This window comes from Acidobacteriota bacterium (assembly GCA_028875725.1).
GTDB lineage: Bacteria > Acidobacteriota > Thermoanaerobaculia > Multivoradales > Multivoraceae > Multivorans.
Genome location: JAPPCR010000006.1, coordinates 1,447,338 through 1,467,663 on the forward strand (window position 1 = coordinate 1,447,338; position 20,326 = coordinate 1,467,663).

The 20,326-nt window shown below is 68.5% G+C and carries 17 protein-coding genes; 11 read left to right on the forward strand and 6 right to left on the reverse strand.

Features of this window, described 5'->3' with window-relative positions; genetic code table 11:
- The first annotated feature begins 5 nt into the window (after window positions 1-5).
- The 6 genes from OXI49_07885 (at window position 6) to OXI49_07910 (ending at window position 4,838) form a co-directional block, all read left to right on the forward strand.
- Window positions 6-875, forward strand: coding sequence for a DUF1732 domain-containing protein (locus tag OXI49_07885; GenBank protein ID MDE2690422.1), 870 nt, complete (start codon window positions 6-8; stop codon window positions 873-875).
- 10 nt (window positions 876-885) lie between these two features.
- Window positions 886-1,584 (forward strand): guanylate kinase, encoded by a 699-nt coding sequence (gene gmk / locus OXI49_07890; GenBank protein ID MDE2690423.1) that lies wholly within the window; start codon window positions 886-888, stop codon window positions 1,582-1,584.
- Window positions 1,568-1,834 carry a DNA-directed RNA polymerase subunit omega gene (gene rpoZ, locus OXI49_07895; GenBank protein ID MDE2690424.1) on the forward strand — a complete coding sequence of 89 codons (267 nt, stop codon included), beginning with the start codon at window positions 1,568-1,570 and terminating at the stop codon, window positions 1,832-1,834. The genes gmk and rpoZ overlap by 17 nt, the downstream gene beginning before the upstream one ends.
- Before the next feature lie 12 nt (window positions 1,835-1,846).
- Window positions 1,847-3,079, forward strand: coding sequence for a bifunctional phosphopantothenoylcysteine decarboxylase/phosphopantothenate--cysteine ligase CoaBC (gene coaBC, locus OXI49_07900; GenBank protein ID MDE2690425.1), 1,233 nt, complete (start codon window positions 1,847-1,849; stop codon window positions 3,077-3,079).
- 110 nt (window positions 3,080-3,189) lie between these two features.
- Window positions 3,190-3,753: a uracil-DNA glycosylase gene (locus OXI49_07905; GenBank protein MDE2690426.1), complete on the forward strand. Its 564-nt coding sequence runs from the start codon at window positions 3,190-3,192 to the stop codon at window positions 3,751-3,753.
- Window positions 3,754-3,764: 11 nt separating this feature from the next.
- Window positions 3,765-4,838 (forward strand): cysteine synthase family protein, encoded by a 1,074-nt coding sequence (locus tag OXI49_07910; protein ID MDE2690427.1) that lies wholly within the window; start codon window positions 3,765-3,767, stop codon window positions 4,836-4,838.
- Here the strand turns inward: OXI49_07910 and OXI49_07915 are convergent.
- From OXI49_07915 to OXI49_07930, 4 genes are all read right to left on the reverse strand, one after another.
- Entirely contained in the window at window positions 4,814-5,554 is a 741-nt protein-coding gene (locus tag OXI49_07915; protein MDE2690428.1) for a CPBP family intramembrane metalloprotease, read from the reverse strand. The two genes, OXI49_07910 and OXI49_07915, sit on opposite strands and share 25 nt — an antisense overlap.
- Window positions 5,551-6,831, reverse strand: a complete 1,281-nt coding sequence (locus OXI49_07920) for a glycosyltransferase (GenBank protein MDE2690429.1) — start codon at window positions 6,829-6,831, stop codon at window positions 5,551-5,553. Before OXI49_07920 ends, OXI49_07915 begins: the two co-directional genes overlap by 4 nt.
- Window positions 6,832-6,837: 6 nt before the next feature.
- Window positions 6,838-7,857: a glycosyltransferase family 2 protein gene (locus OXI49_07925; protein MDE2690430.1), complete on the reverse strand. Its 1,020-nt coding sequence runs from the start codon at window positions 7,855-7,857 to the stop codon at window positions 6,838-6,840.
- Between the two features lie 76 nt (window positions 7,858-7,933).
- Window positions 7,934-9,745: a protein kinase gene (locus OXI49_07930; GenBank protein MDE2690431.1), complete on the reverse strand. Its 1,812-nt coding sequence runs from the start codon at window positions 9,743-9,745 to the stop codon at window positions 7,934-7,936.
- Window positions 9,746-9,880: 135 nt separating this feature from the next.
- On the opposite strand from OXI49_07930, the gene OXI49_07935 reads away from it, so the two are divergent.
- From OXI49_07935 to OXI49_07945, 3 genes are read left to right on the forward strand one after another with little or no spacing between them, the layout of a single operon-like run.
- A complete protein-coding gene (locus OXI49_07935; protein ID MDE2690432.1) occupies window positions 9,881-11,044 on the forward strand; it encodes a threonine synthase in 1,164 nt (387 codons plus the stop codon).
- Window positions 11,045-11,059: 15 nt separating this feature from the next.
- Window positions 11,060-12,769, forward strand: coding sequence for a sodium:alanine symporter family protein (locus OXI49_07940; GenBank protein ID MDE2690433.1), 1,710 nt, complete (start codon window positions 11,060-11,062; stop codon window positions 12,767-12,769).
- Window positions 12,762-14,282, forward strand: coding sequence for a DASS family sodium-coupled anion symporter (locus OXI49_07945; GenBank protein MDE2690434.1), 1,521 nt, complete (start codon window positions 12,762-12,764; stop codon window positions 14,280-14,282). Before OXI49_07940 ends, OXI49_07945 begins: the two co-directional genes overlap by 8 nt.
- Before the next feature lie 9 nt (window positions 14,283-14,291).
- Here OXI49_07945 and speB read toward each other — a convergent pair whose 3' ends face one another.
- A complete protein-coding gene (gene speB / locus OXI49_07950; GenBank protein MDE2690435.1) occupies window positions 14,292-15,194 on the reverse strand; it encodes an agmatinase in 903 nt (300 codons plus the stop codon).
- Window positions 15,195-15,286: 92 nt separating this feature from the next.
- Here speB and radC point away from each other — a divergent pair, with 92 nt between their 5' ends.
- Together radC and larC are read left to right on the forward strand one after the other, a co-directional pair.
- Complete coding sequence (radC, locus tag OXI49_07955) at window positions 15,287-16,006, forward strand: DNA repair protein RadC (GenBank protein ID MDE2690436.1); 720 nt, start codon at window positions 15,287-15,289, stop codon at window positions 16,004-16,006.
- A 363-nt stretch (window positions 16,007-16,369) separates the two neighbouring features.
- A complete protein-coding gene (gene larC / locus OXI49_07960) occupies window positions 16,370-17,584 on the forward strand; it encodes a nickel pincer cofactor biosynthesis protein LarC (protein MDE2690437.1) in 1,215 nt (404 codons plus the stop codon).
- Between the two features lie 359 nt (window positions 17,585-17,943).
- Here larC and pnp read toward each other — a convergent pair whose 3' ends face one another.
- Entirely contained in the window at window positions 17,944-20,235 is a 2,292-nt protein-coding gene (gene pnp, locus OXI49_07965; GenBank protein ID MDE2690438.1) for a polyribonucleotide nucleotidyltransferase, read from the reverse strand.
- Between the last annotated feature and the right edge of the window lie 91 nt (window positions 20,236-20,326).

Below are 20,326 nucleotides of genomic sequence, written 5' to 3' on the forward strand. Positions count from 1 at the left end.
GAAGCATGACCGGCTACGGCGAGGCGACGGCAACCGTCCGCGGCCATCGGGTGACGGTCACGGCGCGGTCCGTGAACCACCGCAACCTGGATGTCGTCGTACGGGTGCGGAGCCCGTTCAGGACCCTCGAACACGAACTGCGGACCGCAGTCGCCGCCGAGGTCCGGCGTGGTCGGGTGGAGATCGGGGTCGAGATCGAGTCGACACGGGACACGGCCGGGTTCGACGAGACGGACGCGGCCGTGGAACGGCTGCAGCAGACCGTGCGGCGCTGGCGCCGACGGGGAATCGTCACTTCGGGGTTGAGCGCCGGGGAGCTCGTCTCCGCGGTCCGGGCACTCCGGGCGGAATCCGGAGTCGGTGCGGCCGGTCCGGAAGAGCGAGCGTTGGTGATGGAAACGTGCCGGCGCGCGATCGCGGCTCTGGTGGTCGAACGGGAACGGGAAGGGCAGGTTCTGGCCGGCTCGCTGAACGGGAATCTGGTTTCCCTGCGCGCCTGTGTCGGTGCTCTGGCGGCGCGCCGGAGCGAGGTCATCGGACAGGCGACCGGAGAACTCGAGCGTCGGATCGGGGAACTGCTGGGAGTGGGCGACCCGCTCGACCCGGCTCGCCTGGTGCAGGAGGTCGCTCTGCTAGTGGAGCGTAGTGACACCGCCGAGGAGCTGGAGCGCCTCGATGGCCATCTCGAGGGTTTCGAGACGGCGATGAAGGAGGGGAGCCCGGTCGGGAGGCGGCTCGTGTTCCTGAGCCAGGAGATCCTGCGGGAACTGAACACGGTCGGCTCGAAGTGCCGCGATCTCGAGATGCAGCGAGGCGTGGTCGAAGGTAAGGTGCTGTGCGAGCAGTTGCGCGAACAGGCGCAGAATGTCGAATGACTGCGGGCAGATGAAGGGCGTGGACAGAGAACCGGACGCCGGGGAGGAGCCGGTCGTGCCCAGGGGTGAGTTGTTCATTCTCTCGGCGCCGTCAGGCGCCGGCAAGACCACCCTGGTCCACCACGCCATGACGCTCGTCGACGGTGTCGAGTTCTCGATCAGCCACACGACCCGTCGGCCCCGCGAGAACGAGCGGGACGGGGACGACTACCACTTCATTGATCGGGCGACGTTCGACCGGATGGTGGCCGATGGCCGGTTCCTGGAGTGGGCGGAGGTTCACGGCAATCGCTACGGCACGGCGGTGGACGAGGTGCTGCCGCGCGTCGAGCGAGGAGTCGACGTCCTACTCGACATCGACGTGCAGGGCGCTAAGCAGGTGATGTCACGGCCGGGCGGCGCCGCTGGCGCGCTCCGAACGGCAGTCTGGGGGATCTTCGTCATGCCGCCCAGCTACGAGGCGCTCGTCTCGCGGCTACGGGGGCGGGACCTGGACGACGCGCCCGAGATCGCGCAGCGTCTGGCCGGTTCGCTGGCCGAGGTGGACCGGGTCCGGGACTACGACTATGTTATTGTCAATGATCGCGCTGAGGCGGCCAGCAGGATCTTGGCAGCCATCATTCTCGAGAAACGACAGCGAAGGGGGCGGATGCAAGAACGCGTCGACCGCGTTCTCGCGGACTTTCATGCACATGGAACGTATTCCTGAGAAGATCGACAGCAAGTTCCGGTACGTGCTCCTGGCCGCGCGGCGAGCCGAGCAACTGATCCGGGGGGCTCCGGAACGGATGCAGCGGGAAAGCCCGAAGTTCGCCCGGCATGCGATGAAGGAGATCGCGAACGAGCTCGTCGACTGGGACTACGGCGAAGCGCCCGAATCCGCGGACGCGGACGGCGCTGACGAGGATGGAGCGGACGCGGAGAACGGCGGTCTGAGTCCTCCCAGCACCGTCAACTAGGGACCGTCCCGCGTGCCTGAACGGGCGGCCAGGGTCCTCCTGGGGATCACCGGCGGCATCGCCGCCTACAAGGGCGCTTATCTGGTCCGTCGCCTGCGGGAGCACGGCCTCGAAGTACGCTGTGCGCCAACCTTGGCTGCCGAGAGTTTCGTCTCGCCCTTGACCCTGGAGGTGCTGAGCGGTGGTCGCGTCTACGGTCAGGAGTACCTGGCACGCGACGGCGGCGCCGACGGCGCGGAGTTGCACGTCGAGGCCGCGCAGTGGGCCGACCTGCTCTGCGTCGCGCCGGCGACCGCGAATACGCTGGCCCGCTTGGCGCTGGGCCTGGCGGACGACTTCCTGAGTACGACCGCGCTGATGTTCGAAGGGCCGGTGGTTGTCGCTCCGGCCATGCATGACGCCATGTGGCGGAAGGCGGCGGTCGAGGCCCGCGTCGCCACTCTGCTCGGCCGTGGCGTGGAGGTGGTCGGTCCGGTCGAGGGCGTACTGGCTTCAGGTGAGCGGGGCTGGGGCCGCATGGCCGAGCCGGAGGCGATCGTCGATGTCGTTTGCCGGGTCCTTGACCTGCCCGAGGCGGGCGACGACGCGTTCACGAGCCCGCTCGCCGGCAGGAAAGTCGTCATCACTGCCGGGCCGACCTACGAGGCGATCGACCCGGTGCGCTTCCTGGGCAATCGATCGAGCGGCCGCATGGGGTTCGCGCTGGCGCGCCAGGCGGCGATCCGTGGCGCCCGGGTCAGGCTGATTGCCGGTCCCGTGAAGCTCGAGACGCCCGCAGGCGTGGAACGCGTCGACGTCGTCTCGGCCGCCGAGATGGAGACGGCGCTCCACGAGGCGGCGCACGACGCGGACCTTGTGGTCATGGCGGCCGCTGTCGCCGACTACCGGCCCCGGGAGCGTGCCGAGCAGAAGCTGAAGAAGTCGGGCGGAGACGGCCTGGTGCTGGAGCTCGCACAGAATCCGGACCTGCTGGCCGGTCTGGCGGCCGTGGCGTCGCGGGCGCTGCGCGTCGGTTTCGCCGCGGAGACCGAACACCTGGAGCGCTCGGCTCAGGACAAGCTGAAGGCCAAGGGGGCGCACTGGATCGTCGCCAACGACGTGTCCCGCCCGGACATCGGTTTCGAGTCCGCCGACAACGAAGTCGTGGCCTTTGGTGCGAAAGGGGAAGTCGAGCGGTTCCCGAAGCAGTCCAAGGATGAACTGGCAGGACGGCTGCTGGAGCTGTTTGCAGCAGAGGCGACGTGAACCGGAACCGCCTGCCGATTCCGCAGGAGATCGGTCTGCTGCGGGATCTGGGCTTCACGGACGCCTATCCGCCGGCGCCGTCGTCGGAGCCAGCGGGGACCGGGGGACGTCTGGAGCGCCTGCTGGCGGTCGCCGAGGAGGCCCGTGGCTGCACGGCCTGTGGCCTGTGCAGGACGCGGAATACGGTCGTTTTCGGCGATGGTGACGGTGAGGCAGATCTGATGTTCGTGGGCGAGGGCCCGGGCGCGCAGGAGGACCGGCAGGGCCTGCCGTTCGTGGGGCCGGCGGGCCAGCTCTTGACGAAGATCATCCAGGCCATCGACCTGCGGCGCGAGGACGTCTACATCACGAACGTCGTGAAGTGCAGACCCCCGAACAACCGGGATCCGCAGCCTGACGAAACGGCGGCCTGCCGTTCCTTTCTCGATCGCCAGATCGAACTCATCGCCCCCCGCGTGATCGTCGCCCTGGGGCGGGTAGCGGCGCAGCTTCTGCTGGGGACGAAGACCTCGTTGGGGCGCCTGCGGGGGACCTGGCACGAAGCTGGAGGCGTGCCGGTCCGGGTCACCTATCACCCGGCTTTCCTGCTTCGGGATCCTTCGTACAAACGGGCCACCTGGGAGGACATGCAGATCGTTCGCGATCGGCTGCTCGGCGCCGACGGGGAGGAGTAGTCTTCGCTACCTTGAAGGCGGCGGTCAACGAATCAGAAGCGGCTCCCCGGGGCGTCTGCGAGGATGTCTGCCAGGCCATCGGCGGTACGCCGATGGTGCGTCTCCGGCGTTCCCTGAGCGATGCCGGGGCCGGCGTCGAGGTGTTCGCGAAGCTCGAGTTCCTCAACCCGATGGGCAGTGTCAAGGACCGGGTCGCGCGCTATCTCGTCGATCGTGCACTCGCGTCCGGCGTGCTCAAACCCGGTGGGCTGGTGATCGAGGCGTCGTCCGGCAACACGGCGATGGGCCTGGCCATGATGGCCACGACCCGTGGACTGCGCTGCCGCGCGGTCGTCCGTCGCCAGACCAGCCGCGAGAAGCTCGATTGCCTGCGTGCTCTGGGGGTCGAACTCGTCCTGGTCGACGGCGATCTGGACCCCGGGCACCCGGAGTCGTACAACCGGAAGGCCCGAAGCCTGATGGCGGCCGAGCCGGGAGCCTTCTTTCCGGACCAGCACAACAACCGGGACAACAACGAGTGCCACTACGAGACGACGGCTCCGGAGATCTGGGATCAGATGGAAGGCCGGATCGACGTCTTCGTCGGCGGCATCGGCACCGGCGGCACGGTTTCAGGGGTGGGCCGATTCCTGAAAGAGAGGGATCCGACCATCCAGGTCGTGGCGGTCGATGTCGAAGGGTCCGTGTTCAGCCGCCACTTCGCGGCTCTCTCCGGAGCCCCCGACGCGTCCGCGCCCGAGGGCCGCTACCTGCTCGAAGGACTGGGCGACGAAGAGATCATCGACTGTCCGGAGTTCGAGGTCTTCGACCGGATGCTCCAGGTCAGCGACGCCGAGGCGTTCCTTGCGGCCCGCGAACTGGCCCGGCACGAGGCGATGCTCGTGGGTGGTTCAAGTGGCGCGGCGCTTTGGGGCGTGCGGCAGATGCTGCCGGAACTGCGGCCGGGCGCCCGGGTCGTGACGCTGTTTCCCGATTCGGGGACCCGCTATCTGAGCACGATCTACAACGACGACTGGCTGCGCGAACAGGGGCTGCCCGTCGGGCGCGAAGAACTCGGGCTTCAACCGGCGAAGATCAACTCATAGCCCACGGCCATGATCGCGAGGTCGAGGCAGACGTGGCTGAGCCAGGGGGCCAGCAGGCGGTTGCCCGTGGCGCGGTAGAGCAGCGACCAGAGGACGCCTCCTAGGACGACCGGAAGCGACATGAGGGTCAGGACCAGGATCGAGGTGTCGCCAAGGTAGACGCCGATGACGACCACGTGGTGAGCGGCGAAGCCGATGGCTGCCACCACGTGCGACCACCTGGAGGAAGTCAGGCGGCGGAGCCTCCCGTAGACGAAGGCTCGCCAGTAGACCTCCTCGAGCCAGGAGTGGACGAAGCTGATCAGGAGCGCCGCGACGATGTAGCGCTCCAGCGTGTCGAGATGGAAGTCGGCCAGCTTGACCGTGATCGCTTCGGCGGCCGTCGCGGCCATCTCCCCGCCGCGAAACAGAAAGGCATAGGCCAGCCAGGTGAAGCCGGCCCCCGCGATGCCGGTGCCCAGCCCGAGGGCGACCGATCGGCCCGGCCTCGAGGGACCGAAGGCGGCGGCCAGCAGCACACCCAGGACGGCCAGGGGTCCGGCGAACTGGAGCGCCTTGGCGCCGAGGTAGACGGGGGCGACCCAGGCGGTGCCCTCGAGCCAGACGAAGTAGGCGAGCGAGGCGATTGTGGGCAGCGTCATCGCGGCGGTCAGGATCGTCCACCAGAGACCTCGACGTCGCGGCTCGATCGGTTCGTGCTCGCCGGGCCGGTTCATCGCCGGGCGCCATCCTCCAGAGCGTCGACGTAGGCCTGCCGGTACTTTCCCGCCACGATGTCCCAGGTCAGTTGGGCGACGGCGCGGGCGCGGGCCCTGGCAGCCATCAGGCGCCGCTGTTCCGGGTTGGCCAGGAGACCTGAGAGCGCCTCCCTCAGAGCGGGGCGATCCTGCTCCGGAACGAGGATTCCCTGCGCTCCCGACTCCACCGCGAGAGGGATGCCGGAAACCGTCGTCGCGACCACCGGCAGCCCGCTTGCCAGGGCTTCCAGGATCACGTTGGGCAGGCCGTCGACGTTGCCCTGCGGATCGTGAACGGCGGGGAGGACGAACAGGTCCGCGCAGCGGTAGAGGCCGGGCAGATCGTCGTGGGCGACAGCGCCGGGAAGATGGACCCGATCCGCGTGATCGGGCCTCCAGCCGTTGACTGCGCCTCGGAAATCCGCCATCTGATCGCCGTCGCCGGCGATGATCGCGTGCAGGTCGCTGAAGTCGGAGAGCAGCCGGGGCAGAACGTCGATCAGCACCTGGAAGCCCTTCTTCGTCGCCAGGCGGCCGACGCCGAGCAGGACGGTGGCGTCTCCTGGAATCACCAGGCGTTTGCGCCAGGGTGCTTCGTCGAACTCGCCCGGCAACTCCGCAGCAGGGCAGAACGTGTCGGTGTCGACGCCGTAGGGGATGACGCGGGACGGTTTGCCCTGGTAGCCGATCCGCTGGACTCTCTCGACGAGTTCGGGCGAGCATCCGGTGAGAAGGCCGCAACGCGACAGGGCCCGACGGATGGCCGGGCGAGCGACCGCCTTCTCGGCCAGAAAGACGTCGCTGCCGTGAAGCCCGGCGGCGATCAGCGTCGCTCGTCTGTGTACGCCCGGCCAGAGGGCTACCAGCCCGTTCGGCGCGACCCAGTGAGCGTGGAGCAGGTCGTAGCGGTCGCGCCGGAGGTGCCGGGCGACGGCCTTTGCCGCCGCTAGCAGGTACAGCGGAGCGGCGAGCGCGGCGCCCGGCCGCACATGCTCGTCCGCGGCCAGACTGCGGCCGTAGCCAAGGACCTCCAATGGGCGGGGGGCGTAGGCGAAGGAGCGGACATCGACGCCGTCGTCGTTCCAGGCGCGGCGCACCTGTGCCGCGCGCGGAACGAGAACCGTGACCTCGTCGCCGGTGCGGACCAACCCGCGGGCCAGCTCGCGGATGAACGGTCCGGCCGTGTCGCCGGGCCAACGAGGGTAGGTCTGGGTGAGGAAGAGGATGCGCAGGTCCGCGCTCCTGCAGCCGGGCAACCGGGTTCAGCCGACCCGCTCTCGCACCGAGTAGCTGTCGGGACGGCGAAAGTTCTTGAAGGTGATCAGTTCGCCGATCAGGCCCGTCGTGACAATCTGGATGCCCAGGACCATCAGCAGGACGCCGAGCAGCAGCAGCGGCCGGTTGGAAAGGGAGGCGCCGGCGAACCAGAGCGCCGCCAGATAGGCGCAGATGCCCAGGCCGGCGGCGAAGCTGATCAGGCCGATCGGGCCGAAGAGGTGCAACGGGCGGCGGGTGAAGCGGCTGATGAACAGGACCGTGATCAGGTCCACGGGTCCCTTGTAGGAGCGATCCCATCCGTACCGGCTGCGGCCGACGCGGCGCGGATGGTGCGCCACCGGAATCTCTCCGACGAGAAAGCCGCGCCGGCTGGCGAGCACGGGAATGTAGCGGTGGAGTTCGCCGTACACGGCGACCTGCTCCAGGACTTCCCGGCGGTAGGCCTTGAAGCCGGAGTTGAAGTCGTGCAGCCGGACGTTCGAAAGCGTGCGCGTCACCCAGTTGAAGACCCTGGATGCCAGTCGACGGCGCCACGGGTCGCGCCGGGTGCGCTTCCAGCCCGAGACGAGGTCCAGAGGGCCGTCTTCGAGCGCCTGCAACAGGCGCGGAATCTCGTCGGGATCGTCCTGCAGGTCGCCATCCATCGTGACGAGAATCCGGCCCCGCGAGTGATCCACGCCGGCCGAAAGGGCGGCCGCCTTGCCAAAGTTCCGGCGCAACCGGATGAGCCGCACCCGGGGATCGCGCTGGTGTTCGCGGCGAACGACATCGGAAGTGCCGTCGGTCGAGCCGTCGTCGATGAACACGAGTTCCGCCCGGACATGAATGGCGTCCAGGTTGGCAAGCACGCGCTCGGCGAGGGCGGAGACCGTCGCACTCTCGTCGAGGACCGGCACGAGGACGCTGACGTCGAGGGGCGTTTCCTCGTCCCTGGTGATGGACGGCTCCTCAGCCCAGGAATGGGCTTTCCTCGGCGGCGCCGCCAACTCGATCGTCTCGGCCATCGTCTCTCGCCGTCCTCGTGGTCAGCCTACAGCAACCGGCCGCTACCGACCTGGACCGCGGAGGGGCCTTGCGGACTCAGTCCGTCGGCGCCGTGGCGCGCGCGGTCGGCGCGGACGTCTCCGAGAGCCGGGCTGGTTCCGGTGCCGCTTCCGGTTGCGGTGGAACGTACTCGATTCTCCGGCCGTTGACGATCAGGACGACCGGCTCGGATTCGAGGTCGAACTGGACCGTCGTCTCCTGCCTGGCGTTCACCTGGATCTTCTGGTCGATCCGGTCGTCCGGCTGCCACCTGGGGTTTCGGAGGAGGCTGAGCATGTGGGTGCCCGCGGGGACGGGCAGGTCGCGGATGGGCGTCCAGCCGATCGCTTCATCACCGATGCGGACGAAGACGGGACGTTCCGATCCGGTCGCCGCCGCGATGCTGACCGCGCCAGGCCGAACCAGTGGCACCGGCGTCTCCAGCAGCCGGCCGACGCCGACCTGGGTCACGACCTGTTCCCGGATCTGGAAGTCGCGAGTGGCGAGTTCGAAGGTCAGCAGGTGGTCGACCTCGGCTTCCACCTCGAAGACCCTTCTACGGTCGAGGAGCACGGGCGCCTCGCCGTCGATGGAGACGGTGATGTGCGGATCCCAGGCGGGCGCGAGGGCGAGACGGCCGATGCCCCGGCTGACGGCTGGTGAGGCGTCCGGGAGTCGTGCTTCGGGTTCCTCGAGCGTACCCGGACTGACGGGCTGCGTGGCGGGCTCCTCGCTTCCGGTCTCGGCGGCCACAGCCTGCCGTTCGACCGGCGCTTCGTTCTGCGGCGCAGGCGCTTCCGAGCCGGCGAGCGGGCTGCCCTTCGACCACCAAAGCGTGCCGCCGAGCCAGAGCGCCGTTCCGGCGACCGTGGCGAAAGTCAGCCAGCGGCGACGAAGGCGGGAACGGCGCGGCCGGCGGATCGCGTCGGCGACCCGGTCGAGAGTCGGCGGGGAGGTCGGCTCCGGAGATGCGGCGCCTCCGTTGATCTCGACTTCGATCAGTGAGGAGTCGGAGGTTTGCGGTGTCTGTACCGAGGTTGCCGTCCAGTCCTTCGGCACGTCCTGCGACGGCGTTTCGTGGCTTTTGGTCTCGGCGAGGAGATCCCGGTGGGCCTCCTCGATGGCGCTGACGATGGGGGTGAAGTTCGCCGCACGCTTGCCGGGATCCTCCCTGAGGCAGGCGTCGAGAACGGAAACAAGCGATCTCGCGACGTGCGACGGGATCTGAGCCCTGATCGCCTTTTGCAGGAGACGCCGATCTTTCGACTTCAACCGGCCCGAGGTTGTCGCGGCGCCGGTCGGTTGAAAGGTCAGCACTCGATGCGTGAGCGCACCGAACGCGTAGATGTCTGTCGGCACATCGGCGTTCTCGCCGCGCAGCAACTCCGGTGCGCTGTACCTGGCGTGCGCGCGCGGTCGCGGATTCGCGAAACCCCGGACCGCGGCGTCGTCGTCGGAGCTAATCGTGATGGCACCGGGGTGGATATCTCCGTGGACGACGCCCAGGCCATGTGCGTACTCCAGTGCGCGCGCGACCTGCGCCAGCCAGCCCAGAGCCGTCCGGATCGGGAGTCTGTCGCAGCGTTCGAGTCGTGCCGCCAGGGTTTCGGCGCCCAGGCACTGCTCGATTCGACAGGACGTCGCGCCGTCGATTCCGAAGTCGAGAATCCGGGCGATCGAGGCGTGTTCCAGCCTTCCCACGGCTGCGGCCCGCTTCAGGAACAGGGCCTGAGCTTCGGCGTTCTCCGTGACCCAGGTGTCGACGACGACGGAGCTTTCGTCCCGCGTGTCGCGACCGAGATAGGAGGCTGCTCCAGCCTTCGCTTCGAGGCGGCGGAGAATCTCAAAGTGACCAATTCGTTGACTCATGCACGAATGCCAAGAAGTTGATGCGAGGGCGCGATGATAGCACACTTTCTGCGTAAGTTGTTGCTATTCAGTGGCTTGTGTCTGTCGAACGACAGCCTTGAGCGGCGCTGCTAGGGTCGGCAGGGCGGGATCGAGATGGAGCCGGACAGTGAGAGCATGGAGCGCTGGGCCCAGGGCCTGGTTTGCTCCGCTACCGGAGTCAGGGCGTCTCTGGACGAGCCGGCCTTCCTTTCGCCCGCCGGCAAGCCGTGGCTCGTAAGCTACGAACTGGATCGCCAGCGGGGCGAGACCCTCGCGCGCGATCTCCATCACCGACCGTGGACCTTGTGGCGGTACCGCGAGTTGCTGCCGGTGTCCGACTTCCACGGTCGGGTCGATCTGGGGGAAGGCGGCACTCCCGTCGTGCGGCTTCGCCGCGCGTATCCCGACGGCGCGAGAGTCTTCGTCAAGAACGAGGCGGGAAATCCGACGGGTTCGTTCAAGGACCGGGGCCTTTCCCTGGCCGTGAACCGCGCCCGGGAACTCGGCGCCCCCGGCGTCCAGCTTCCGAGCGCCGGCAACGCGGGCGTTTCGGCCGCGGCCTACGCCGCGGCGGCCGGGTTGCCCTGCCGTGTGGGGCTGCCGGAAGACACTCCGGCGACCGTTGTTGAACGTTGCCGTCGATTCGGCGCGGAGGTGATCGAGTCGGGCGGCACGCTGGTCGATGCCGGCGCCGCGCTGCAGGAACTTGGCGGCGGTTTCTGGGATCTGTCGACCCTGCGCGAGCCGTACCGTGCCGAGGGCAAGAAGACGATGGGTTTCGAGGTCGCCGAACAGTTTGGCTGGCGGCTGCCGGACTGGATCGTCTATCCGACCGGCGGTGGCACGGGCATCGTCGGCATGGCGAAGGCCTTCGCCGAACTCCGCGGGCTGGGCCTTCTGAGCGGACCGTCCGCGAAGTTCGCGGTCGTCCAGATGGCGGGCTGCGCACCGATCGTGCGGGCCTACGAGGAGGGTGACCAGCATGCCGATCCCTGGGAAGCGCCGGATACCCGCGTCTGGGGCCTGCGGGTGCCGCGAGCGATCGGCGACTTCCTGGTTCTACGGGCGGTGCGCGAGAGCGGTGGAACGGCGGTCGCTGTCGAGGAGGACGTGGTGGCGGAGATGACGCGGAGAATGGCGGCGCGGGAGGGGCTCCTGATCGGCCCCGAAACCGCGGCGTCGATGGCTGCGGTCGCCCGGCTCAGGGACTCCGGTACCATCCGTCGCGGCGAGTCCGTGCTGGTCTTCGCTACCGGCCATCCGGCCAACTACGTCTAGGGGAGGCTCTGCGCGATGCCCGAGCAGGTGTTCGGTTCGATTGCGGATGGTGTGAACGGACTGCTCGGACCGGTGGCCGGCTGGCTGGAGGGTCTGGTCTGGAACACGCCGCCGCAGGCGCCCATTCTGGCCCTCGTGTTACTGGGCACCGGCCTGTTCGTGACCGTTCGGCTCGGCCTGATCCAGTTGCGGGGCTTCCGGCACGCCTGGGCCATTCTCGGCGGCAAGTACAACGATCCGGACGACGAAGGCGACCTGGTTCATTTTCAGGCGTTGACCACGGCTCTTTCCGCGACGGTGGGCATCGGCAACATCGCCGGCGTCGCGATCGCGATTCGCATGGGAGGTCCCGGGGCCCTGTTCTGGATGTGGGTGACGGCGTTCTTCGGCATGGCGCTCAAGTTCGCGGAGTGCACGCTGGCCGTGGAGTACCGGCGGGTGCATGGGGACGGTTCCGTGTCCGGTGGTCCCATGTACTACATCGAGAAGGGCCTGGGGGCGAACTGGAAATGGATGGCGATGCTGTTCGCCGGCCTGGCCGTCATCTGCTCGTTCGGAACCGGCAACATGAACCAGGCGAACACGATGGCCGATCAGCTCGAGTCCCAGTTCGGCCTGGCGCCGGTCTGGAGCGGCCTCGTCTTCGCCTCTCTCGTCGCCCTCGTGATCATCGGCGGCATTCGCCGCATCGGGAGGGTGACCTCGATTCTCGCTCCCGGAATGGCCGTGATCTACGTTGGCGGGGCTCTCTTCATCCTGCTGGCGAACATAGACCAGGTGCCGGCGAGCTTCGCCCTGATCGTGGAGCAGGCGTTCCGGCCGACCTCTATGGTCGGCGGCGCCGCCGGTTCCTTCCTGATGACGATGATGTGGGGCATCCGGCGCGGTCTGTTCAGCAACGAGGCGGGGCAGGGCAGCGCGCCAATCGCACACGCCACGGCCAAGACGGACGAACCGGTTCGCGAGGGTCTCGTGGCCTCGCTGGAGCCCTTCATCGACACCCTGGTCATCTGCACGATGACCGGTCTGGTGATCGTGACGACGGACGCCTGGCGCGACGCCGCACCCCAGAGCTTCGGTCTTGACGAGGTCGAGGGCATTCACCGGGTGCTCGAAGACGACTCCGAGCTTCTGACTGCGCGGGACGAGCGCGCCGGCGTGGGCGGCGGCGCGCTCGAGGTCGTGGACGGAGCCGCCAGTGGCTCGTTCGTGTTTCTCAACGCGACGATCGTCGACGCGCGCCTCGTGGACGGCGAGGGTACCGCCTGGAGCGGCAGGCTGGAGTTGGGCGCCGACGGCTCCCTTCGCGCCGAGGGGTCCGAGCCGCGAATCGAGGGCGGAGCCCTGCTGAACGGCGCGCCCCTGACGGCCCGCGCCTTCAGCCTCGGTCTTCCGGGCAGCCGCGGCGACCTGATCGTCACCCTCTCGGTGCTGCTGTTCGCCGTGTCGACGGCTATCTCGTGGTCGTACTACGGCGACCGCTCGACCGAGTACCTCTTCGGAGAGAGGGCGATTCCGGTCTACCGCTGGATCTACGTCGGCTTCTTCTTCATGGGTTGCCTGCTGCCGCTGACCACCGTGTGGACCTTCGGCGACGTCGCGCTCGGCCTGATGTCCTTCCCCAACCTCATCTCGCTGCTCCTGCTCTCGGGGGTGGTCACCGGCTTGACCAGGTCCTACTTCCGCCGCCACCTCGGGAAGGGAAGCGGCGGCGGCAATGACTGAGAAGGACCGCGGCGTCGGCCCGATCGCCGTCGCCGGGCTGATCGGAGCACCGATCCTCGCGGCGCTGGTCTACTTCGCCATCCCCGAAGCCGTGGTGAGCGCGGACGGCGAGGTCGTCTCCGGTCTGTCCTCCGCCGGCAGGGCGGTGGCCGCCGTCGGCGTCCTGATGGCAGCGTTGTGGCTCACCGAGGCGCTGCCGGTGCCGGCCACGGCGCTCATCCCGCTGGCAGCGATGCCGCTGCTGACGGGCGGCGAACTCGGCGTCCGCGAGGTTGCGGCTCCCTACGCCCACCCGAACATCTATCTCTTCATGGGCGGCTTCATGATCGCCCTGGCGATGCAGACCTGGGGTCTGCATCGGAGACTCGCGCTTCGCATCATCCTGCTCGTGGGCACCCGTCCGCGCCGCGTCGTGCTCGGCTTCATGACCGCGAGCGCCGCCCTCAGCATGTGGATCTCGAACACGGCCACGACGGTCATGATGCTGCCCATCGCCCTCTCGGTCATCGCCCTCGTGCGCCGCCGCCTGGGCGCCGCGGCGGCGCCGCCGGGACGAACCTTTCCCTTCGCTCTCTGCCTGCTGCTGGGCACGGCCTACGGCGCCTCGATCGGTGGCGTCGCAACGAAGATCGGCACGCCTCCGAACCTGGAGATGATGGCCTTCGTGAGCGACAACTACGGTCGCGAGATCACGTTCGCCCAGTGGCTGCCATTCGGCTTCGGCCTGAGCGTACTGTTCCTGCCCCTGGCCTGGATCGTACTGACGCGGGTCGCCTTCCCGCTGCGTATGCGCGAAGTGCCGGGAGGCGCGGAACTCATCCGCAACGAGCTGCGGAAGATGGGGCCGATGTCGGGACCCGAGAAGGGCGTGCTCGCCATCTTCGCCGCCACCGCAGCGCTGTGGACGACGGGCACCTGGCTGGCGCGGATCGAGATCGGAAGTGTCGCGCCGTTAGCGGGGCTGACGGATTCGGGGATCGCGATCGGCGCAGCGCTGTGCCTGTTCGCCGCGCCGGTCGATCTGCGTCGCGGCGTGTTCCTGCTGAGCTGGAAGAAGGCGCTCGAAGCGCCCTGGGGCATCCTGGTGCTGTTCGGCGGCGGGCTGAGCCTCGCCGCCTCCATTCGCGCCACGGGAGTCGACCGGTTCATCGGCGGTCTGCTCCAGGTGCTCGAAGGGACGCCCGTGCTGATCCTCGTGCTGGGCGCGGCCGGGCTCCTCATCCTGCTGACCGAAGTGACGAGCAATACGGCAACGACGGTCACGTTCCTGCCGATCCTGGCGGCGACCGCGGCCGTCATCGACGTGGATCCGCTGCTCCTGATCGTTCCGGCCACGCTGGCGGCGAGCTGCGCCTTCATGATGCCCGTGGCGACGCCGCCGAACGCGATCGTCTTCGGTTCCGGGGAGATCACGATTCCGCAGATGGTCCGGGCCGGAGTGTGGCTGAATCTGATCGGCCTGGTGCTGATCGTCTTCTGGGTGTACGTCGCCGGCGGCCTGATCGGCGTCTGACCGGATGGCTCAGGTGCCGGCCATGCCGGCCAGCTCTCGCCGGAAGCGGTAGCCGATGCACTTGTAGAGCAGCTTGGCGGCGGTGAAGTCGCTGGCGGCGTTGCCCGGGATCGGAGCCAGTTCGACCACGTCCATCGCGATCACCTGCTTGCGCTCGAACAGCCGTCGCAGCAGCATCAACGCTTGATACCAGGTGCCGCCGCCTGGCTCAGGCGTTCCGGTCGCGGGCAGCACGGACGGATCGAAGAAGTCGAGGTCGAAGGTCAGATAGACCGTGTCGGGCAAGGAGGCGAGGAGCCCGTCGAACAGGGCCTCGAGTTCCGGCCGGGGAAGGGCGTCGAGTTGTTCCGCCCAGATGATCGGCAGGCGCTCGTTCGCGATCCGCTCCGCCTCCGGCCGGGTCAGCGAACGGATACCGACGGCCAGCGTCGGCAGACCGAGATCCAGCACGCGGCTCATCGCGCAGGCATGGTTCCAGGCGGTGCCGCCATAGGTCTGACGGAGGTCCGCGTGGGCGTCGAACTGGACCACGCCCAGATTCGCCGCGCCGGTGTTCAGCGTGCCGCGGACCAGCGCCGGCGTTACCGTGTGCTCGCCGCCGACGGCGGCCAGGAACCGCCCTTTCCGGAGGGTGGTTTCAGCGGCGGCGCTCATTCGTTGCAGGACCGACTCGTCGCTTCCGTCGACATCCACCGGCGGCAGTGTCTCGATGCCGATGCGGCAGGGCTCCACGTCGAGTTCTTCGTCGTAGAGCTCGACGTAGTGCGACGCGAGGAGCAGGGCCTCCGGGCCGTTCTCGGCGCCGCGTCCCCACGAGGTGGTCCGCTCGTAGGGAACGGGAAGGACGGCGACGACGGGTTCCGTGGCGGGAACGTCGAGTCTCAGAAACGTCGAGAGGTCGGTGCCGCGCATGGCCGCGGCAGGGTAGCAGCCGGTCGAGCGTAACGACCGCCGCGCGCGCCAACTCCCGGGCGGCGCTTCCGTCAGTGTCGGCAGGAGGTTCGATGCGCGGGAACGACAGGCCGACCACGATGCTCCGGGAAATCCCATCAGAAGAACGTCCCCGGGAGCGATTGCTCGCCCACGGCGCCGGAGTTCTGAGCGACTGCGAGCTGATCGCCATCCTGCTGCGCACCGGTCACCGTGGCTGTTCCGTTGTCGATCTTGCCCGCGATCTGCTCTACGACGAGGGCCGGGGCCTGGGCGGCCTGCCGGCGCTCGCCCTCCTGGTGGAGCACGATCTGCCGTCGCTGCGGCGGAAGGGGTTGGGGGACGCCAAGGCGGCCACCGTGCTGGCCGCGGTGGAGCTGGCCCGCAGGCTGGCGCGGGCCCAACTGCCCGAACGGCGGCCTCTGGGCAGCGTCGCCGCGCTCGCCCGATACCTCAATCTTCGCTACGCGCGCCGCGACCAGGAAGCCATGGGGGCGATCTACGTGGACGTCCGAGGCCGCATCATCTCCGAGCGCGAGCACTTCGTCGGCGGCCTCGACCGCACGTCCGTGGAACCGCGGGCGGTGCTCAAGGAAGCGCTCCGTCTGGGCGCGACGGCGGTGGCAATCTTCCACAACCATCCCAGCGGCGATCCCGAGCCCAGCCCCGAGGACATCGCCTTCACCCGCCGCCTGAGCCGTGCCGCCGCCGCCGTCGGCATCGACCTCGTCGACCACCTCGTCCTCGCCGGCGGCCGGCGCTGGGTCTCCCTGCGCGAGCGCCGGTTGCTGTAGAGGTACCACCCGCCAGCCGGGAGCCGAAGGAGGGGGTTCCCAGGGGACGCTTGCGCTCTCTGGGTTGATGGAAAGCAAGCGCTCGCTTCGGTCGGCTGCCCTCCGCTTCGGTGTTGGTTCATGGAAGGGCATGGGGAGTCGGTTGCCTCCAGCCCCCTGAGAAACCCCTCCTTCGGCTCCCGGCTGGCTGCACGTACTCAGCTTTGCGGTACGTCACGGACTGTTGGCAGGGCGTGAGGGAGTACGTCGGGCCGCGTTACGGAGTGAGGGTCGTCGGATCGACCTGGGATTGTTGATGTCAGGTGGCGTGCATGGCGCTTCGAAGGCAACGCGATCTCGTCTTGGATTGTTAGGGTGCCTCTCATGGCGGATGGGCCTGTTCACCTGCATCTGGATTGCGCGAGCGGGATCTCGGGGGACATGTTTCTGGGGGCGTGTCTGGACCTGGGGCTGCCGGTGTCGTTGCTCGAGGAGATGGTCGAACGGTTGGGTCTGGATGGGGTCGAGTTGCGGGTGGAGCGCGCGAAGCGGGGAGGTCTGGCGGGGGTTCGGTTCTCCGTGCTGCGGGACGGGCAACCGGTCGAGGGGGCAGGTAGCGAGGGTGCTTCGCATCGGCGGCTATCGACGATCCTGCGCATGATCGAGGAGAGCGGTTTGAGCGCCGGTGTCGTCGCGCGCGCCTCGGCCCTGTTCCGGCGACTGGGGGAGGCGGAGGCTCAGGTTCACGGCGTTGGCCTGGAGGAGGTCCACTTTCACGAGGTCGGCGCCGACGACTCGATCGTCGACCTGGTCGGCGCGGCGGTCGCGCTCGAGCACTTCGGGCCGGCCCGGGTTTCCTCGTCGACTGTCGTCGTGGGGAGCGGCACTGTCTCGACGCGTCACGGCGTGATGCCGGTGCCCGCGCCCGCGACGGCGCTCTTGCTGGAGGGCGTTCCGATCACTTCCGGCGGGACCTCCGGCGAACTCACGACACCCACCGGCGCCGTCATCGTGAGGGAGTTCGTCGAGGAGTTCGAACCGTCCGCGACAGCTGCTCCGCGGCGAATCGAGAGCCACGGGATCGGACTCGGCAGCCGCGAGCTGGCAGACCGTCCGAATGCACTTCGACTCCAACGCGTGACGCCCATCACCTCCGCGGGTGGACCGTGGCGCCAGGTCGCGGTCCTTGAGTGCCAGCTAGACGACGCAACGGGGGAGGCGATCGGCTATGCCGCGGAGTCCCTTCTGGAAGCCGGCGCCCTCGACGTCTTCACGACCGCCGTACAGATGAAGAAGTCCCGGCCTGGCGTGGCCGTCACCGTCATCTGCCGCCCGGAGCAGTCCTCGGAACTAGCCGAGCGCCTCCTTCTCGAGACCGGCTCCCTCGGCTGCCGTCGCACCGTCGTCGACCGCCTGGAAGCCGAACGCTCCTTCTCCACGGTGACGACCCCCTTCGGTGAAGTGAGGCTCAAACAAGCGGCCATTTCCGGCCGGCCCCTCGGGTCTGCACCCGAGTACGAAGACGTCCGCCGAATCGCCCGTGAACAGGGAGTCCCCTTGCGGGACATCTACCGCGCGGCTCTCCGCGCCTCCGACTGACACCAGGCGCCCTTCGTCGGCCGGCCGACAAGACCATCGGCCCGTCCGCAGTCGACGACGACCAGTCCGCGCGGCGGCCCCAAAACACCAGGCGCCACGTCGTTGGCCAAGCCGTCCCGCCGTCCAGGGACCGGGGGAGGGGTACCAGCGGGCTGGAGGCAAGCGATGCCCACCGCCGCTACCTCGACCAACGCCGACGTGAAGCGCAGCCGACCGAAGCGAGCGCCGTCGTACCCCTGCCCAAGCGAACGCGAGCGGCCGATGGAACCCCTCCCCCGGTCCCCGGACGGCGGGTCCAACCGCCCAAAGCAACCAAGCGGCCGCGACGCCCGAAGCCGCCGCCGCGGACGGCCTATCGCCTAGTCGCGACGCGGTCCGCGACCGCCGCCGCCACCACCGGAACGAGGACGCCGTCCCCGGCCGCCGCGGCCCCCCGGGCCGCCTCCGCGGCCGCCACGTCCGCCCGGACCGCCGCGTCCGCCTCGACCACCGGGGCCTCTGCGGTCGCGACCACGGTCGCCGCCGACGGGAGCCGGAACGCCCATGCCCTCGTAGTCCTTCGGGTCGAAGTCGGGGTCGTCCATGATGACGGCCTTGCGGGAGAGGCGGACCTTGCCGGAGGGGTCGATGTCGATCACCTTGACCGTCATCTCGTCGCCTTCGGTGACCAGGTCGCCGATCTCGCCAACCCGGTAGGGCGCGAGTTCGCTGATGTGAACCAGGCCGTCCGTGCCGGGGAGAATCTCGACGAAGGCGCCGAACGGCTCCACCCGACGGACCTGGCCGGTGTAGACCTTGTCGACCTCGGGCACCTCCGTGAGGCGCTCGATCATCGCGATCGCTCTGTCCGCAGCCGTGGAGTTGGGAGAGGCCACGACGACGCGACCGTCGTCCTCGATGTCGATCTGGCAGCCGGTCTCTTCCGTGATGCCACGGATCGTCTTGCCGCCCGGTCCGATCACGTCGCGGATCCGGTCGCGGGCGACCATCATCACGTGCAGACGCGGAGCGTAGTCGGACATCTCCTCGCGTGGCTCCTCGATCTCGGAAGCCATGTGGTCCAGGATGTGCAGCCGCCCCGCCCGTGCCTGGGTCAGGGCCTGGCCCATGATCTCCCGGGTGACGCCGGTGATCTTGATGTCCATCTGCAGCGCCGTGATCCCGCCGCGGGTGCCGGCGACCTTGAAGTCCATGTCGCCGTGGTGGTCTTCCTGGCCCGCGATGTCGGTGAGGACGGCGAAGTCGTCGCCGTCCTTGACCAGACCCATCGCCACGCCGGCGACCGGTGCGAGCATCGGCACGCCGGCGTCGAACAGGGCCAGCGAACCGGAACAGACGGTGGCCATCGACGAGGAGCCGTTGGACTCGAGGATCTCGGACACGACGCGTACCGTGTAGGGGAAGTCGTCCTCGTGGGGAAGCACGGGTATCAGCGCCCGGCGCGCCAGCACGCCGTGTCCGATCTCGCGGCGGCTCGAGCCGCGGAGGAAGCGGACTTCACCCACCGAGAACGGCGGGAAGTTGTAGTGGAGGAGAAACTTCTGGTGGGTTTCTCCTTCGTACTCCTCGATGATCTGGGCATCGCGCCGGGTGCCGAGGGTGACGGAGGCCAGCGCCTGGGTTTCGCCGCGGGTGAACAGCGCCGAGCCATGGACACGCGGCAGTAGACCGGTCTCGGTGTTGAGCGCCCGGACCTCATCCGTCGCCCGGTTGTCGAAGCGCTTGCCCTGCTTCATCACGATCTCGCGGAGCGCCTTGTCCTCGAGTTCGCTGACGATCTTGCCGACCTGGCCCCGGCGCTCGTCGTCTTCGGGAAGGCGGTCGGTGAAGCCGTTGACGACGGCCTTGACCGCGTCGCGCCGCTCGAACTTGGCGGGAGTGTTCAGGGCGGCCGTGAAGTCGTCCCAGATGGCGTTCTCGACTTCGGCCCGGAACTCGGGAGTGTAGGCCTCGGGGGCCTCCCAGTGGGGCTTCTCCAGGTCCATCTCGCGGAACAGCTCCTGCTGGGCGCGCACGATCTTCTGGAGTTCCTGGTGGCCAGCGAAGATGCAGTCGAGGATCACGCTCTCGTCGAGCTGGTTCGCACCGGCCTCGACCATCGTCACGGCGTCCTCGGTACCGACGACGATGAGGTCCAGGTCGGACACGTCACGCTCGGCGCCGGTCGGGTTGAAGACGATCTCATCGTCGATCAGGCCCACGCGAACGGCTCCTACCGGGTGGTAGAAGGGAATGTCGGAGAGGACGAGAGCGGTCGACGCGCCGTTGATCGCGAGGATGTCGGGGTCGTTCTCTTGGTCGGCCGACAGCACGAGGCTGATGATCTGGGTCTCGTAGAAGTAACCCGACGGGAACAGCGGCCGCAGGGGCCGGTCGGTCAGGCGGCAGGTGATGATCTCCTTCTCGGAGGGCCGCCCCTCGCGCTTGAAGAAGCCGCCCGGAATCCGCCCGGCCGCCGAGGTGTACTCGCGGTAGTCGACGGTGAGGGGCAGGAAGCCGCGGGGTGTGCTGTCGGGCGCCATGCAGGCGGTGGTCAGCACGATCGTCTCGCCGAGCTGCACGGTGCAGGAGCCGTTCGCCTGTCTGGCCAGACGGCCGGATTCGAGAGTGATGGTGCCGTTCCCGATCGGGATGTCCTTGGTGAACTTCATGTTGGTTTCTTTACTTCCTTCTCTTTGTTTGCTCCGCCCGGCTTTCAGCGGGCGGGAAAATGCCTTCCTTGCGAAGGCAGGCTTTCGCGTG

Coding starts and splice junctions, on each gene's coding strand:
- OXI49_07885 (MDE2690422.1), top strand. CDS start 6: ATGACCGGCTACGGCGAGGCGACGGCAACCGTCCGCGGCCATCGGGTG.
- gmk (MDE2690423.1), top strand. CDS start 886: ATGAAGGGCGTGGACAGAGAACCGGACGCCGGGGAGGAGCCGGTCGTG.
- rpoZ (MDE2690424.1), top strand. CDS start 1,568: ATGGAACGTATTCCTGAGAAGATCGACAGCAAGTTCCGGTACGTGCTC.
- OXI49_07915 (MDE2690428.1), bottom strand. CDS start 5,554: ATGAACCGGCCCGGCGAGCACGAACCGATCGAGCCGCGACGTCGAGGT.
- OXI49_07925 (MDE2690430.1), bottom strand. CDS start 7,857: ATGGCCGAGACGATCGAGTTGGCGGCGCCGCCGAGGAAAGCCCATTCC.
- OXI49_07930 (MDE2690431.1), bottom strand. CDS start 9,745: ATGAGTCAACGAATTGGTCACTTTGAGATTCTCCGCCGCCTCGAAGCG.
- OXI49_07935 (MDE2690432.1), top strand. CDS start 9,881: ATGGAGCCGGACAGTGAGAGCATGGAGCGCTGGGCCCAGGGCCTGGTT.
- OXI49_07940 (MDE2690433.1), top strand. CDS start 11,060: ATGCCCGAGCAGGTGTTCGGTTCGATTGCGGATGGTGTGAACGGACTG.
- OXI49_07945 (MDE2690434.1), top strand. CDS start 12,762: ATGACTGAGAAGGACCGCGGCGTCGGCCCGATCGCCGTCGCCGGGCTG.
- speB (MDE2690435.1), bottom strand. CDS start 15,194: ATGCGCGGCACCGACCTCTCGACGTTTCTGAGACTCGACGTTCCCGCC.
- radC (MDE2690436.1), top strand. CDS start 15,287: ATGCGCGGGAACGACAGGCCGACCACGATGCTCCGGGAAATCCCATCA.
- larC (MDE2690437.1), top strand. CDS start 16,370: ATGGCGGATGGGCCTGTTCACCTGCATCTGGATTGCGCGAGCGGGATC.
- pnp (MDE2690438.1), bottom strand. CDS start 20,235: ATGAAGTTCACCAAGGACATCCCGATCGGGAACGGCACCATCACTCTC.